The sequence below is a fragment of the Halobacillus sp. 12SKB genome (assembly GCF_052941655.1).
In genome coordinates this window covers 338,065-352,091 of sequence record NZ_JBRFWR010000001.1, presented here as the reverse complement: position 1 = coordinate 352,091, position 14,027 = coordinate 338,065, and the positions used below count along the sequence as shown (strand labels likewise).

The window sequence follows — 14,027 nt, the reverse complement described above, 5'->3', positions numbered from 1 at the left end:
CCATGATTACCGTCAAAGACCTCAACAAATCTTTTGGTGATTTACACGTACTGAAGAATATCAATATGGATGTCGACCGCGGGGAAGTGGTTGTTGTCATCGGTCCCTCTGGTTCGGGGAAAACGACGCTGCTCCGGTCTTTGAACATTCTGGAGACGCCGGAAGAGGGAGAAATCACGATAGGAAACCAGTCGATGGATTTTTCCAAACCATCTAGGAAAAAACAAATCGTCGAATTCAGAAAACAGACCGGCATGGTGTTCCAGAACCATAACCTTTTCCCACATTTCACCGCACTGGAAAATGTGATGGAAGGACCTGTGACTGTTCAAAAGGTATCCAAAGCGAAAGCACGCGAACGAGCGACGGATATCTTAACGAAGGTCGGTCTTGGTGAGAAGCTGGATGTCTATCCGCATCAACTCTCCGGTGGCCAGCAGCAACGCGTCGGCATTGCTCGTGCCTTAGCTACTGGAGTGGAAGTCATCTTGTTTGATGAGCCTACCTCGGCTCTCGATCCTGAGCTTGTCGGCGATGTTCTTGATGTTATGAAGGAGCTTGCGGAAGAAGGGATGACGATGGTCGTGGTCACCCATGAAATGAGCTTTGCAGAAGAAGTGGCTGACCGGGTCATTTTCATGGATCAGGGGAAAGTTGTCGAGCAGGGGACGCCGGAGCAGATTTTCCAACAAACGAAAGAACCGCGTACCCAGCAGTTTTTGAACCGGATACGAAAGTAAAGTCAGGCGCTAATGCCTGGCTTTTTTTGTGGTTGAATCTCATGGGCTGATCCAGGGAGAGGTGCTTGGTCGTTAAGTCGCTATTCCCTAGAGTTCAGGACGTTATTCCTTTTAAACTGTTACAGGGTATGGATTTGTTTGAATATTCTTTACTTCCTGGTCATAAACTCATAAACTGTGAGTGAGCAAGTATTTTCCATTACATACGTTGGAGGAAATGCTATGAAGACACTAGAGCGCGTAAACATTGTAGAATATGAAAACAAGTATGCAGCAGCCGTTGCGAAAATGTGGAATGAGAGCCGTGATAACTGGGGTGGGGATGCAGTGGTCACAACGGCAGAGGACGTCGTGGAAAAAGAATCGAAATCTACGAATCTTCATTTGTTTCTTGCTGTAGTAGAAGACGAAGTCGTGGGGTACTGCGGGCTTTCGGAATATAAGGAAGATACAGGAGCCCTTTACATCCCGCTCTTGAATGTTCATCCAGGGTATCAAGGATTGAAGATCGGCAAGAAATTGCTCCTTCAAGCCATAGATAAAACGGTCGAATACGGGTGGCCGCGGCTTGATCTTTTTACATGGCCGGGAAATACGAAAGCGGTACCTCTTTATAAAAAGTGCGGCTTCTTCTGGGAGGACCGGGATGATGCGACTCATCTGATGAACTTCATGCCGCAAGTCCTTCGAATCGAAGCATTGAAACCATTTTTCGAGAAGCATGACTGGTACTCGACGAGCGTAAGACCTATGGAAATCAAGCCTGATGGAACGAAAGATAGAGGGTTTACCTTTTATGAATATCGGTGGGAAGCAGGTGACGAGTTTGTGCGGGTCCAGTTCGAACGCACGGGTCGTGGTGTCACTCTCATCGAAACGAATGACTGGCGGATAGAAATGGAAGTGCCTGATTTTAAACTATTGGAAAATAAAGATTACCCTGTGACCTATCGGGTGGAGAATTTTACGAGTGAACCACTGGACATATCTTTGTCCGGGAAGTCTTCCACCCTTGTAAGAGAAAATTTGGCCGAAGAAGCAAGTGTGAAGTCTCAATGGGATACTTCGTCCAGTGTCCGGGTGCAAGTACCTGATCAAGAACCAAGCCCATGGAAGACCCACCCCGTCATCGGAGCTGACTTCACAATCAATGGCGAATGCATTCCATTGAGAATGGGTGTTTTTCCACTCCAAGCCGGGAAGCTGGATATCCGTACGGTGCAGAAATATTGGCGTCCACGGCAAAAGGGCACGCTGTATTTGGATGTGGAAAGCCGTATGGAAGAAAAGGCTGTTTTGTCGGTCAAGTGGCCTCACCAAAAAGTTGTCGAGTGGTCCGAGCCATCGGTGGAATTTGAGGTGGAAGGCAAGGGACGCACAACCATTCCTGTGTCTGTGGAATTGTTGAAAAATGGCTTTTTGAATGAGGAAATAGAAGTGGAGGGACGTACAGAGGGTGGGCAGACTCTTTCTTTCCGTACAAAGGTCGCGCTTGCTTTTCCAGGGTTCGGCGGGAAATTTGGTGGAGATACCGATACGGATTGGTACGGATATAACGGTCCCTATTTTGTGAAAATCGAAAAAAGGAATCATATGGTGTCTGTAGGATCGATCAGGTCGAAAGAAGAGCCGCTGCTCCTCCTGACTCCAAAGCTTGGTCATCCGTTCAGTGAAGAGTTTTCGAAAAAAATGGCGACGGCGGTCGAATATATTGAGCTGGCCGAAGCTTTTGTAGTGAAAACCTCCCTTGAGTCTGAGGCTTTTGCGGGCGTATTATTGAACAGTTATTACAAGATTTATGGGGATGGACTTGTAGAAGTTCATCACGAGCTGATCAATAACGGGGAGAAGGATTACGAAAACCTTCATTTGCTGCAGCCTGTTTTTCCGAAATATAAAGCTCTGGCACTTCCGGAGAAAGACGGCGTGGTCATTGGTACGGAAGCGTTGATCCCTTATACCGAATACCTACGTGACAAGGATCTTTCAGAACGATGGCTTTACACGACGAACCGCGCTGGAGATACGTTCGGGATGGCTTGGCCGGAAGAAGCGACGGGGAGAAAAGATGATTGGCGATTCGCTTTTGAATACCAACTCGACAGACTTTGTTCGGGACAAAAAAGCTGTCATGGCCCCATTCAAATCGGTGTGAATGCTGCTGCTCATTGGTCCGAGTGGCGTGACATGGTGATAGGAGAAGCGGAGCCACTTCCGGAAAAGCCTGTGTTTGAGATGGTACCGAAAGAAGGCTTTGTTTCAAAAGCAGGACAAGAAGTGACACATTCGTTCCGCTCTTTACTGACTCCTTATTTGTATGGGGCGTTGACAGTTGAAAGTGCCGGTAATTCCTATAGGAAAGAAGCGAAACGGGAGGACGGTGTGACCGCGATCGATGTACCGGTCATCCATGAACGGCCGGGGTTCACTGCTTTGTCCGGCACCTTCCGCTCTGAGGGAAGAAGCGCTGATTTTTTAACTTATCAGCTTGTCCAGGGCGATCAAAAGGTGAATGTCAGCCAAAAAGAAGATCGATGGACGGTCGATAACGGAATACTGACGTTTACAGCCTCGACTTCTTATTTTCCTGGGTTCTATTCTCTAAATCATCAAGGGCGCGAATTCCTTCATCACCAATATCCAGAAGCAGGTCCGAGAAGCTGGTGGAATCCATGGGGCGGAGGGCTGCGTTATGTCCTGGATGGTGTGAGTCCTTTTTCAATGATGAAAGAAGAAACGGAAGTGGAATCCATCACGAAGGAAGATCAGGACGGCAATCACTGGACGGGGATTTGTCTTTCTACAACCTTCCATGAGCATGAAAAGATGAAAGGATTGACCTTGAAACAATACGCCCTGACATTGCCTGAAGTGCCGATCGTAGCGGTCTATGCAGAAATGGAGCAGGGGGCTCCTCGTACCTTTGCAGCTGAGAACATAACGCTGGAAGCCTTTTTGAAACCGGATGAAAACTTATCTTCATGCTTTGCTCGAGTCCCGACAGAAGGGGTTTTCCATACGTATTATGCTGGAGTGGAAGAGTATGAGCTGGAATCCGGTCCTTCTGTTGTCATTGGTTCAGATGGGAAACGTGATCACCTGATGATGGTTCACCCCGAGACGCGGAAGCTTTCAGAAATGTATATGAATCAGGACGTTTTCCTCGCTGCATCTGTTCACGAATGGTCCGCTTCCTCACAAAAGGCAGCGGCTGTTGAGCCTACATTCTTCATCATTGGCGAGCATGAGGAGCCGTGGAAGCAGCATCCATTCCACCGGATTTCTTTTAAGGGGAAATAAAATGAAAATCATTGATGCCCATATTCACTTCTCCAGCATCCAAAGCTTTAAAGACACGGGACAGAACTTATCCCGTGTCGACTATACAAAACAAGGTCTTCGCGAAGAGATGGAACGTGGGGACATTGCTTTTGCCATCGGGATGGGTGTGACCGAAGGTAGAGAAGGCTTTCCGGACCGCCGTGTCACGACGCCGATGGGACTTGATTTGGATGAAGTTTTTCCGCCTGGATTGGGTGTGTGTCCAGGAATCAACCCTTTCTGCCTGGGGCAGGATGCACTGGATCGACTAGAAGCCGAGCTTCAAAAGCCTGAGACCGTTGGTGTGAAAATCTATCTCGGATACTATCCTTTTTACGCCTATGACGACATCTATCAGCCTGTCTATGATCTTGCGGCTGCTTACGAGCTGCCTGTTGTTTTTCATACCGGAGATACGTATTCGGAACGAGGGTTATTAAAATATTCTCATCCGCTCACATTAGATGAAGTCGCAGTCGCGAGGCGAGACGTCAACTTTGTCATGGCTCACCTTGGAGATCCCTGGGTGCTGACTGGAGCTGAAGTCGTTTATAAAAACAGAAACATGTTTGCCGATCTATCCGGCTGGCTCGTCGGTACGAAAAAAGAATTGGATGCTCGCCTGGTGGACAATCATTTCGATCATGTCCGCCACGCGTTGACCTATTGTGATCATTACGACAAGCTGCTCTTCGGGTCTGATTGGCCGCTTGTTCCAATCAAAGATTACGCAGATTTTATCGCTGCTTTTATTCCTTCGAAGCATGTGGAAGATGTTTTTTATAACAATGCCTGCCGCGTTTTTCCTAAAATTGAAAAGCTGATATAAGAAGACCCGTCCCTGAGCAGGGGCGGGCTTTCTTTGGTTTTGAAGCGTTTTGGTCTCGGAGCAGCATCTTCATGAACTAGACAACTGCCGTGCCTAAGAGAAAGAAAACGAGGGAACACTTATGATATGGTAGAGGCAACGAATGAAGCGATAAAGGAGATTTTTATGGATACACACAAAGGATGGAATTTGCAGCAGAGTTATACGGAGCTGCCGGATTCTTTTTATACCAAAACGACACCTTCAGAAGTCGAGAGGCCTGAACTCGTGCTTTATAATGAGGCGCTGGCAGAGAAGCTGGGCTTAAATACTGAACCTGACCCTGCTATTTTCGGAGGCAATGGAATTCCGAAGGGGGCAGAGCCCATTGCACAAGCTTACGCCGGCCACCAGTTTGGTCAATTTACGATGCTTGGCGACGGCAGAGCTGTATTGCTTGGCGAACAAGTCACCCCCGGGGATGAGCGCTTCGATATCCAATTGAAAGGTTCCGGACGTACGCCTTTTTCCCGCCGGGGTGATGGAAGAGCGACGCTCGGTCCGATGCTCAGGGAATATATTATCAGTGAAGCGATGCACGAATTAGGAATCCCGACAAATCGAAGCCTCGCTGTTGTGACCACAGGGGAATACGTCCAGAGGGAAGATTTGCTTCCTGGTGCTGTATTGACTCGAGTCGCTTCCAGTCATTTGCGTATCGGGACATTCCAATATGCAGCTGGTCTTCAGGACCACGCCCAACTGAAGGCCCTTGCCGATTATGCAATCCAACGTCATGACCCTGATCTCCTTCATGTTGAAAATCCTTATTTGATATTTTTCAAAAGAGTGATCGAGCGTCAGGCGTCCCTGATCGCTCAGTGGCAGCTCGTCGGATTCATTCACGGTGTGATGAATACAGATAATATGACCATCAGTGGAGAGACGATCGACTACGGTCCGTGCGCGTTTATGGACACCTACAATCCAAAAACCGTCTTCAGTTCCATTGATCGCCAGGGTCGCTACGCCTATATGAACCAACCCCCGATTGGAGCTTGGAATCTGGCTCGTTTCGCAGAAACTCTCTTACCGCTTTTCCATGAAAATCAGGAGACGGCTGTGGAGCTGGCGCAGGAAGCGCATGCCAACTATGAAAAGCTCTATCACACATACTGGCTGAACGGGATGCGTGCAAAATTGGGAATGATGACAGAGGAAGCTCAGGACCAGCCTTTAATTGAAGATTTATTAGAGATGATGGAAAAGAACGAAGCAGATTATACAAACACCTTCCGGGCACTGACGCTCGGGCGGCCAAATGAAACAGAGCTGTATGGAAAGCCGGCGTTCACCAACTGGTACAAGCAGTGGAAGGCGCGTTTGGAGCGTCAGGAAAGCAGGGAAGCGGATGTCCACGCCTTGATGAAAAAATCGAATCCTTCCGTTATTCCCCGTAACCACCGAGTGGAAGAAGCGCTTGAAGCTGCGGTGGAAGAGGGGGACTTCAGTGGTGTGAAACAACTGCTTTCTGTCTTAGCAGACCCTTACGCTTATTCGGAAGATCAGGAAGCTTATGCGGAATTACCTGAGCCAAGCGATCAACCTTATCGGACATTTTGCGGAACTTGAGCGAATTACGTCATAGCGGAAAAGGTGAAAGTGTCCTAACACAAGATGAAAGCGCCCTAACTCGAGGTGAAAGTGTCCTAACACAAGATGAAAGTGCCCTAACTCAAGGCGAAAGTGACTTAACTCGAGATCAAAGTGCCTTAACTCAATCGAATGAACGACGATTGAAAAACAAATCGGCCAGGATTAAGTCCTGGCCGATTATATCTCATCTAACTTTTTCAGTTCTTCAAACAGTTCATCATAATAGTTTCGTTCAAAGACGAGGACGGTTTCGACCTTATTATTCATGAAGAACAGGCTAATTCCGTGTTCAAGGGAAATGACAGTTTCCTCAAAGTCGACAAAACCTGGATCGAGCTTCCTGAAGAGTTTCTTCGCTTTTCTTTCCCTCATATTGAGAAAGGGAATTCCTTTGTAGGTAACCTCAGCTGGAGCTGTCAATTCATAGGCGTTGTTTGTTTCTTCATCTTCTTTGTAATACGCGAAAACCCCTGATTTCACGAAATGGTCAGCAGCGGGCTCATCTGTATTACGAACGAATTCTTGAGGTGGTTCATCCATGACTTTTCTTACGTCTTCTTTTCTCATGTTAAGTACTAGTGGTCCTGCAGACAGATAAGGGATGATTTCCATAACTATGACTTCCTTTCGGCTATTCGTTAGAAGTTTAGCATAGCTATAGGATTTATGTTTTGGTAATCTATGGTCAGCGCTTTTGACAGAGGACTTTGGTCTGATTATAATAGTATGTATAGCAACTATTTAGGGAGATCGCATATGAATTTAAGTTTTCAAGATTATATCAGCATCAAGCTGCATCAGACGGATTTGAAGCTTACGAGCTATGTGAAAGCACAGTTGCAGCCTTACAATCTTGCACCCGAGCAGAACTTGATCATGATGCTGCTTTGGGAAAAAGACGGGATGACGCAAAATCAGCTGGCTTATCATTTGAAAAAGGATAAGACGAACATTGCCCGGATGGCTTCGAACCTTGAAAAAAAGGGGTTCATCAAACGGAATTTCTGCACAGAGGATAGGCGTTCTTTGGAACTTTATTTGACGAAAGAAGGACGGGAGTTGAAAGAACAGGTCTTACCTGTCGCTGAAGCCTTCAATGACGCTGTGACTGAAGGGATTTCAAAAGAAGAACTGCAAGAATTGGACCGGCTCCTTACGAAAATGCAAAACAACATTGAAGGGTGAGGAGCCCTTTTTTTAACCTAATAGTAGATGTAGCAACTAATTGAAAGGATGGTTGAAATGGCACACTTTCAAAGAGAAGTGAAGGATCATTGGTACGTCAAGTATCAAGAGATGGGATTTCCAGCGATTCAAAAAGGATGGGTCCTGCCCGTGGACAGGTGGCGCGACTTCGACCCATTCATTCTGATGGCTGAGGATTGGTTCAAAAAAGGAACATTCCCCGATCACCCACACCGTGGATTTCAGACTGTCACCTATGTCGTCGATGGACGTTTGGAACATATTGATAATGCAGGAGGCCGGGACATTCTTGAGCCCGGTGACGTGCAATACATGAATGCCGGCTGGGCGGCAAGACACGCAGAAGACGGCGTGGAAGATGATGTCGCTCATACGCTGCAATTATGGTTGAACCTTCCGAAGGATAAGAAGAATTCCGAAACCATCTATCAAAATGTTTATGGTGAAGATGCTCCTGTCGTTCCTTTTGATGGAGGGTCCGTGAAAGTGTTCTCTGGGAATGTTGCCGGTGCAAGAGGTCCACTGAACTCCATTGTTCCCATTACGCTCAGCGAAATCACCCTATCTGAAGGCGCAGCATTCACTCTTGACCTACCTGAGAACCACAATGCTTTTATGTACGTCCTTGCAGGTGATGTCGTGGCAGGGGAAAATGAAGTGGGCTTGAAAAAGCACGGCGTCGGTACCCTTTCTTTCAATGAAGAAGGAGATGGAACGAGCAATCTAAAGCTCGTCTCAAAAAAACGACGGACGAAAGTGCTTGTCTATTCCGGCGCACCGATTCGGGAAGAAATTGTCCCGCACGGACCGTTTGTCATGAATTCAATGGAAGAAATAAAACAAGCGTATGATGACTTCCGCAGAGGGAAGTTCGGACCTCCTGCTGTATGATAAATAAAGACTCCTGTTTATTCAGGAGTCTTTATTTTTTTGACGTATTGTTTATTTTCATACATTCGCTTATCAGCCAGATTGAGATACAGATCCAAATTTACCTCTTCAATAAAAGTGTCCGTGGGAAGTTGAATCAATCCATAGGAAATGGAGGCACCTTCTTCCATCTGTTTAATCGTTTCATTAAGGTCCTGGGCAAATTTTTCTGCCCCACTTTCTTTGCTCCCGGACAGGACCAGGACAAATTCATCGCCCCCGAACCGGAAAGCGCCCTCAAAACCTTCGTGAATATTTGAAAGGCATCGGGCAAATTTCTTCAACACACGGTCCCCCTCCTGATGACCGCGGCGGTCATTGATCTCTTTAAAGTTATTAAAGTCAACAAGGACCAGGGTGACAGGGAAGTCTTCTTTCTGAGCTCGTACCAGTTCTTCTTTTACGTAGGGATAAAAATACCTGCGGTTATACAGCGAGGTTAGCGGATCTTTCATGCTTTGCTGCTTCAGCTTTTTGCTCTGCTCTCCTATGTACCCTTGGAAAAAAGAATTCTGCCTCTTATTCGTAATATCAAAAAAACGCTCAATTAATGGAGAGGGATCGATTTCCGAGTCCGCCTCTTTGATAGCTTTCAATACGTTTTGGATGCTGGACATTCGGGTGCTGTGTGTCAGGTGGAACATCAAATCAATCGTAAAATAATTCCGTTCAGCGAAAGCAATCCCTACGCTGACGCCTTCTTCATAATCTCTCTCTATATACATCTCATACTCTTTTTCTGGTAGGAATAAGGCATCGCAGGATCTATGTAAGGTCTGAGTCAAGTGACTGGAGTACTCTGGATAATGTTCCACATAAGCCATAAATTCATGGATATGTCTCATATCCAGTAGATGATCTTCAACAGCCTCCGGTATGTTTGCGTGTAAAGCATGAGCGTAAGTGTGGCTTAACATGTCCCATGCGATGGAACTTTCCATTTTTTTCACCTGCCTGAAAGGGATTTTATTTCTAAGGTCTTCAGACTTGAGCACAAGTTCTATATAATGTTCTTTATAATAGAATAGATGAAATATTTGGAAAATGCTAGGTTTGATGTACAGAATTGTTCACAAAGGAGGAAATGGGATGGGGTTTTCAAAAGTAGAAGATTTCACCGCATTCACAAACTTATCGCGACGCTGTTACCCTGGAATGAAATTGAATACTCGAGAAGAACAGGAAAGATACGCAGAACACCGGAGGAAAATGTCTCAGAAGAGTGACATTCACACGATCGGTCTTTATGAAAAAGAACAGCTCATAGGTGGATACATCGCTTATGATCACGTCATGAATGTATATAATCAACAAGTACAAGCTGGTGGCATCGGGACCGTAGCGGTCGATCTTCCTTGCAAAAAACAAGGGCATGCGAAGCGGATCATTCAGCATTTCATCTCAGAAGCTAGAGATAAAGGGCAAATCATCGCCCACCTATACCCGTTTCAGCCGTCTTTTTATAAGCGAATGGGCTTTGGATTGGGGCCACGGTTGTCGACCTATCATTTTCATCCCTCACAGCTTCCATCCTACAGTGAAGTAGAGAAGGTCGAAGTATTGAATATGGATCATCAGGATGAAGTACAGGTATGTTATCACACATGGGCAAAAGAAAATCATGGGGCAACAGCCATTCCTCCGTACGGATTTGCTTTCCTCGAGAAAGAAGAGTTTCACACATTCGGAGTGAGAGAAGAAGGCAGGCTGACAGGGTATGTGACGCTTGAATTTAAGGAAGGCGATCACTTCTTACAAAACGATGTCCTCGTCAAAAACTTTTTTTACACGTCGACAAAATCCTATCGAGCGCTTATTCACTATCTACATAATCAAAAAGACCAGGTGCGCACCATTTATTTCCCGACATTTGATCAGGAATTTGCTTATTCATTGAATGACCCTGTTCATATGGATGAACAGCTCATCTTTTCCATCTACCATAAAGTCAGTGAAGAAGGACGGGGGTTGATGTATCGAATCTTGGATATTCCTGCTTTTCTTGAAAAAATAGGTGAGGTCAGCTTCGGAACGGATACAGTCAAAGTAGGCTGGAAAGTGAAGGATTCTTTTCTAAATGAAACGTATGATGCGGTCTGGCAGTTTACGAACGGAAAACCGGAGGCTGCTGATGGAGAGGCTGAGGTGACGATCGAGATGGATATCGGCCATTTTTCTTCTCTAATGATGGGCTGCGTCTCGCTTGCAAGTCTGGAGAGAAGTGGGGCGGCTGTCAGTGATGGACGTACCGTTTCCCTTTTTCAACATCCGGAACAGCCGAAAAGCTGGACATTTTTCTAACTGAAACCATACCTATATAACATGTGAAAGGTATGAGGAGAGGGATCGATGAGAAAGAAAAATGTAGTAGGAGCTGTGGAGTATTTGGAAAAGGGCCCTTTTGAAAAAGTGCTCGAGGCTATCCGTATACGGTATGAAAGCATAGGGGAGGCAGCAGGAACCATTTACACGACCCCGCTTTCATATGAAGAGCTTGCTGCACTGGCCGAATTTATGGATGTGAGTGTGTACGCTTTGGATTTACAAAGGAAACTTTCTATAAAGAATTTTGAAGAAAAATTGCAGACAAAATACCCCGGTGTAAAGCTTCAACAGTTGCTGAGCGTGTATTTTGGCAAGGAAACCGTTCCACTCTCGGATGATAAATAACATTGCCCAAAGGTTGACGAGGGGTGGATATGGGTATATAATAAAGTTAATTATTCTTGTTCGGTTAGGAATGAAAGCTAAAGGAACTTGAAAGTGACTTTCGTCTTGAATGAATAGGCAGAGCAATTATAGTAATACAATGTGGATTTTCATCCACGCAGGAGGTAACAACATGTTACAAGGTACAGTTAAATGGTTCAACGCAGAAAAAGGTTTCGGATTTATTGAAGTAGAAGGTCAAGACGACGTATTCGTACACTTCTCTGCTATTCAAGGCGAAGGGTTCAAAACTCTAGAAGAGAACGAACAAGTTTCTTTCGAAATCGTTGAAGGCGACCGTGGCCCACAAGCGGCTAACGTTCAAAAATAAGTAAGTGAAAAAGACTTCCGACTCGTTCGGAAGTCTTTTTTTTTGGCAAAATACTGATATATTTGTGGAAGCCACTGATAAAAGCGCAAAACCCACCGATAAATACGCCGAACCAACGGATAAATGGCGGAAACCTACCGATAAACGGACAAAAGTCACTGATAGAATCAGAAGTTGCTACTATAAGGTCGGAAGTCGCTAATAAAAGTGCGAAACCTGCTAATATTTGGCCTGAAGTTGCTAATAAAAGGGCTAAAGCTACTAATATATGGCGCAAACCTGCTAATAAACCCTACACCCCTATTGCTCCAACAAAAAAGCCAGACTCCATTAAGAGTCTGGCTTCATTCTGTTTACACCCACGTATAATCTTTTCCCCAGCTTTCCTGAGCAAGTTGGCGGATGCCATCAACAATGGAAATTTCCACTGCATACGCATCCCCTTGTTCGTAAGGGTTGTAGTGGAAGGCGTATAATCGGGAAACAAATTCGTGGAAAGGAAGGGAGCTTTCGCCTTCCATTTCGCCATTCCCGATGACGCTTGGTTCAATGTTCTGACCCCAGTTTTGGGAGCCGTCATTATTTGGGTTATAGAAGTAGATCCTTTCCTCACCACTTGGGTCTTTCGCAATTCTCGTAATCGAAACAGCGTGGAGACCAAGCAGTTTGCCGTGAACATTGGTAATGAAAATGCCCACAGGGTTTGGATAGATCAACTCATAGTCATCATTGTATTCCGGGTGATGTGTGGCATAGAAAAGTTTAACGAATCCAGGGTAATCCAGCACATATCCGGTAATTGGATCGAACACGGAGCTGAATCCTTTCTGTACCCAGTTTCCATAAAAAGCCGGGTTGACCCAGCGATGACCGTCTTCTCCTCGCAAAGCTACCCTTGTCATCATTTCACTGTAGATCTTGTCCAAATGTGGCACGAGGACAAGGGAGACAGGATCAAGCTCTTTATCAAGGTCCGGAGCAAGTCCACCTTTTAGCTCTTTGGAATGAATAGGCGTTCCTTCAAACGTGAAATCAAGGTCGCCATCACGTGCTGCACGCGGGATAATTTCGAGTAAAAATCCTGGCGCATGCTGTGCCCATAAGCTGATGCCGCGGGCGGCCTGACAGGTCGGATTGAATCCCTGCCCGACGCCGAGCGGTTGACCGAGTACCTGGATGGTGCCAGCGACGAGAATGCTGTTCGCTGTGACACCTTCGCCCGTATTGGTCGTCGAATATAGAGCGTTTCGTACATCCGGGCGGATATCAAGCTCGACCAATCGTCTTAGACCTGGTGCGACAGGGGAGTGTGACAGAACCCCACGCTCAAGTAACATCGAAAGGCCATAAACGGCTTGACGAGTACCAGGGAAAATGGAAGCCCGAATCAACTGGATAACGAGTTCACGATGCTCTTCAAGGTTCGCACTGCCTTTGCTGTTCAAGTTGAGTGCGTAGGCGAGAAGTGCAGGGTTTCTTTTACTCAAAAAGCGAATCAGCGTCGCGTGATGCGGAGCTACCAGTCCCGTTTCCCGCATGGATTGAGCGAGTGCGACACTTTCAGAAATAAGATCCGTACGCGTAAGGGTTTTCAACTGGGACCGATACGCATGGACATCATTAAATTGAGCACTCAATTTAGAAGGACCCTCAATGGCTGCGATGAATTGTTTCAGTTCGTTCTTCCCTTGATCATCCGAATCGTGATCGAGCATTTCCTTGGCCATCTTAATCATGGATACAATTCGCTTCACCATAATCGGACGTTGGGCAGTCAGACGCTTGATTTCATTGATAAGGGTTTGGATCAGAGCGCTTGATGAAAGGTGATTAGATAGGAATTGAAACAATTTCCCTGCTTTTTCATCATTTTCATGTTTTTCGATTCTGGAACTTTCACTGGCATCCGGGAAGAGCAGGTTCAGGTTCAGGACCATCACTTCATTCAAAAATTCCTCCGCCATTTCAGGCGAAACATTCGGGTTTGTCGCTTGTCCTTTGGCAAGGGCAAGCATACGAAGTTCGCTGAGGACTTCGATGATCATAGGCAGCCCTTTCGCTTTCAAAGAACCTGCGACAAGTGGGGGCTGCAGTTTCTCTGCTGATTCCCATGGACCATCTTGAAACACTCCGGCTTCTTCCAGCCGTCCTGCATGTTGATATAAACTTTCAAAACCTTCCTCTGCTTCAATCAGGCGGTTCGCTTCCTGGTAGACATCTGTCTGATACTTGGATTTGGCGAAGGATGGAGCTTTATCTAATTGATCTAAAGCATAGATGAAACGTTCGACAAGGGCACTCGTCGTTTGAGGCATAAAACCTCTCC

Annotated in this window: 12 protein-coding genes; 9 read left to right on the top strand and 3 right to left on the bottom strand. The window is 46.1% G+C overall.

Annotation, left to right across the window (positions count from 1 at the left end; all coding sequences use genetic code 11):
* Positions 1 to 2 precede the first annotated feature (2 nt).
* The 4 genes from ACQ4XT_RS01750 (at position 3) to ACQ4XT_RS01735 (ending at position 6,501) form a co-directional block, all read left to right on the top strand.
* The gene (locus ACQ4XT_RS01750) at positions 3 to 740 is read left to right on the top strand and encodes an amino acid ABC transporter ATP-binding protein (RefSeq protein ID WP_446852241.1); all 738 of its coding nucleotides are present in this window, start codon (positions 3 to 5) and stop codon (positions 738 to 740) included.
* Positions 741 to 962: 222 nt separating this feature from the next.
* On the top strand, positions 963 to 4,040 hold the full coding sequence (locus ACQ4XT_RS01745; protein ID WP_446852240.1) for a GNAT family N-acetyltransferase: 3,078 nt from the start codon (positions 963 to 965) through the stop codon (positions 4,038 to 4,040).
* Between the two features lies 1 nt (position 4,041).
* Entirely contained in the window at positions 4,042 to 4,890 is an 849-nt protein-coding gene (locus ACQ4XT_RS01740; protein WP_446852239.1) for an amidohydrolase family protein, read from the top strand.
* A 126-nt stretch (positions 4,891 to 5,016) separates the two neighbouring features.
* Positions 5,017 to 6,501, top strand: a complete 1,485-nt coding sequence (locus ACQ4XT_RS01735) for a protein adenylyltransferase SelO (RefSeq protein ID WP_446852238.1) — start codon at positions 5,017 to 5,019, stop codon at positions 6,499 to 6,501.
* 201 nt (positions 6,502 to 6,702) lie between these two features.
* Here the strand turns inward: ACQ4XT_RS01735 and ACQ4XT_RS01730 are convergent, their stop codons facing one another.
* Positions 6,703 to 7,137 (bottom strand): hypothetical protein, encoded by a 435-nt coding sequence (locus tag ACQ4XT_RS01730; RefSeq protein WP_446852237.1) that lies wholly within the window; start codon positions 7,135 to 7,137, stop codon positions 6,703 to 6,705.
* A gap of 144 nt (positions 7,138 to 7,281) precedes the next feature.
* On the opposite strand from ACQ4XT_RS01730, the gene ACQ4XT_RS01725 reads away from it, so the two are divergent.
* Positions 7,282 to 7,710: a MarR family winged helix-turn-helix transcriptional regulator gene (locus tag ACQ4XT_RS01725; protein WP_226593904.1), complete on the top strand. Its 429-nt coding sequence runs from the start codon at positions 7,282 to 7,284 to the stop codon at positions 7,708 to 7,710.
* A gap of 48 nt (positions 7,711 to 7,758) precedes the next feature.
* Positions 7,759 to 8,622 (top strand): pirin family protein, encoded by an 864-nt coding sequence (locus tag ACQ4XT_RS01720; protein ID WP_446852236.1) that lies wholly within the window; start codon positions 7,759 to 7,761, stop codon positions 8,620 to 8,622.
* 17 nt (positions 8,623 to 8,639) lie between these two features.
* Here the strand turns inward: ACQ4XT_RS01720 and ACQ4XT_RS01715 are convergent, their stop codons facing one another.
* Positions 8,640 to 9,602: a GGDEF domain-containing protein gene (locus ACQ4XT_RS01715; RefSeq protein WP_446852235.1), complete on the bottom strand. Its 963-nt coding sequence runs from the start codon at positions 9,600 to 9,602 to the stop codon at positions 8,640 to 8,642.
* A gap of 148 nt (positions 9,603 to 9,750) precedes the next feature.
* Here ACQ4XT_RS01715 and ACQ4XT_RS01710 point away from each other — a divergent pair, with 148 nt between their 5' ends.
* The 3 genes from ACQ4XT_RS01710 to ACQ4XT_RS01700 all read left to right on the top strand — a co-directional run bounded on the left by ACQ4XT_RS01710 (position 9,751) and on the right by ACQ4XT_RS01700 (position 11,701).
* A complete protein-coding gene (locus ACQ4XT_RS01710; protein WP_446852234.1) occupies positions 9,751 to 10,962 on the top strand; it encodes a GNAT family N-acetyltransferase in 1,212 nt (403 codons plus the stop codon).
* A gap of 48 nt (positions 10,963 to 11,010) precedes the next feature.
* Positions 11,011 to 11,331 carry a hypothetical protein gene (locus ACQ4XT_RS01705; protein WP_446852233.1) on the top strand — a complete coding sequence of 107 codons (321 nt, stop codon included), beginning with the start codon at positions 11,011 to 11,013 and terminating at the stop codon, positions 11,329 to 11,331.
* Positions 11,332 to 11,503: 172 nt separating this feature from the next.
* On the top strand, positions 11,504 to 11,701 hold the full coding sequence (locus tag ACQ4XT_RS01700; protein WP_089651440.1) for a cold-shock protein: 198 nt from the start codon (positions 11,504 to 11,506) through the stop codon (positions 11,699 to 11,701).
* Positions 11,702 to 12,054: 353 nt separating this feature from the next.
* Here ACQ4XT_RS01700 and ACQ4XT_RS01695 read toward each other — a convergent pair whose 3' ends face one another.
* Positions 12,055 to 14,016, bottom strand: coding sequence for a hypothetical protein (locus tag ACQ4XT_RS01695; RefSeq protein WP_446852232.1), 1,962 nt, complete (start codon positions 14,014 to 14,016; stop codon positions 12,055 to 12,057).
* Positions 14,017 to 14,027 lie beyond the last annotated feature (11 nt).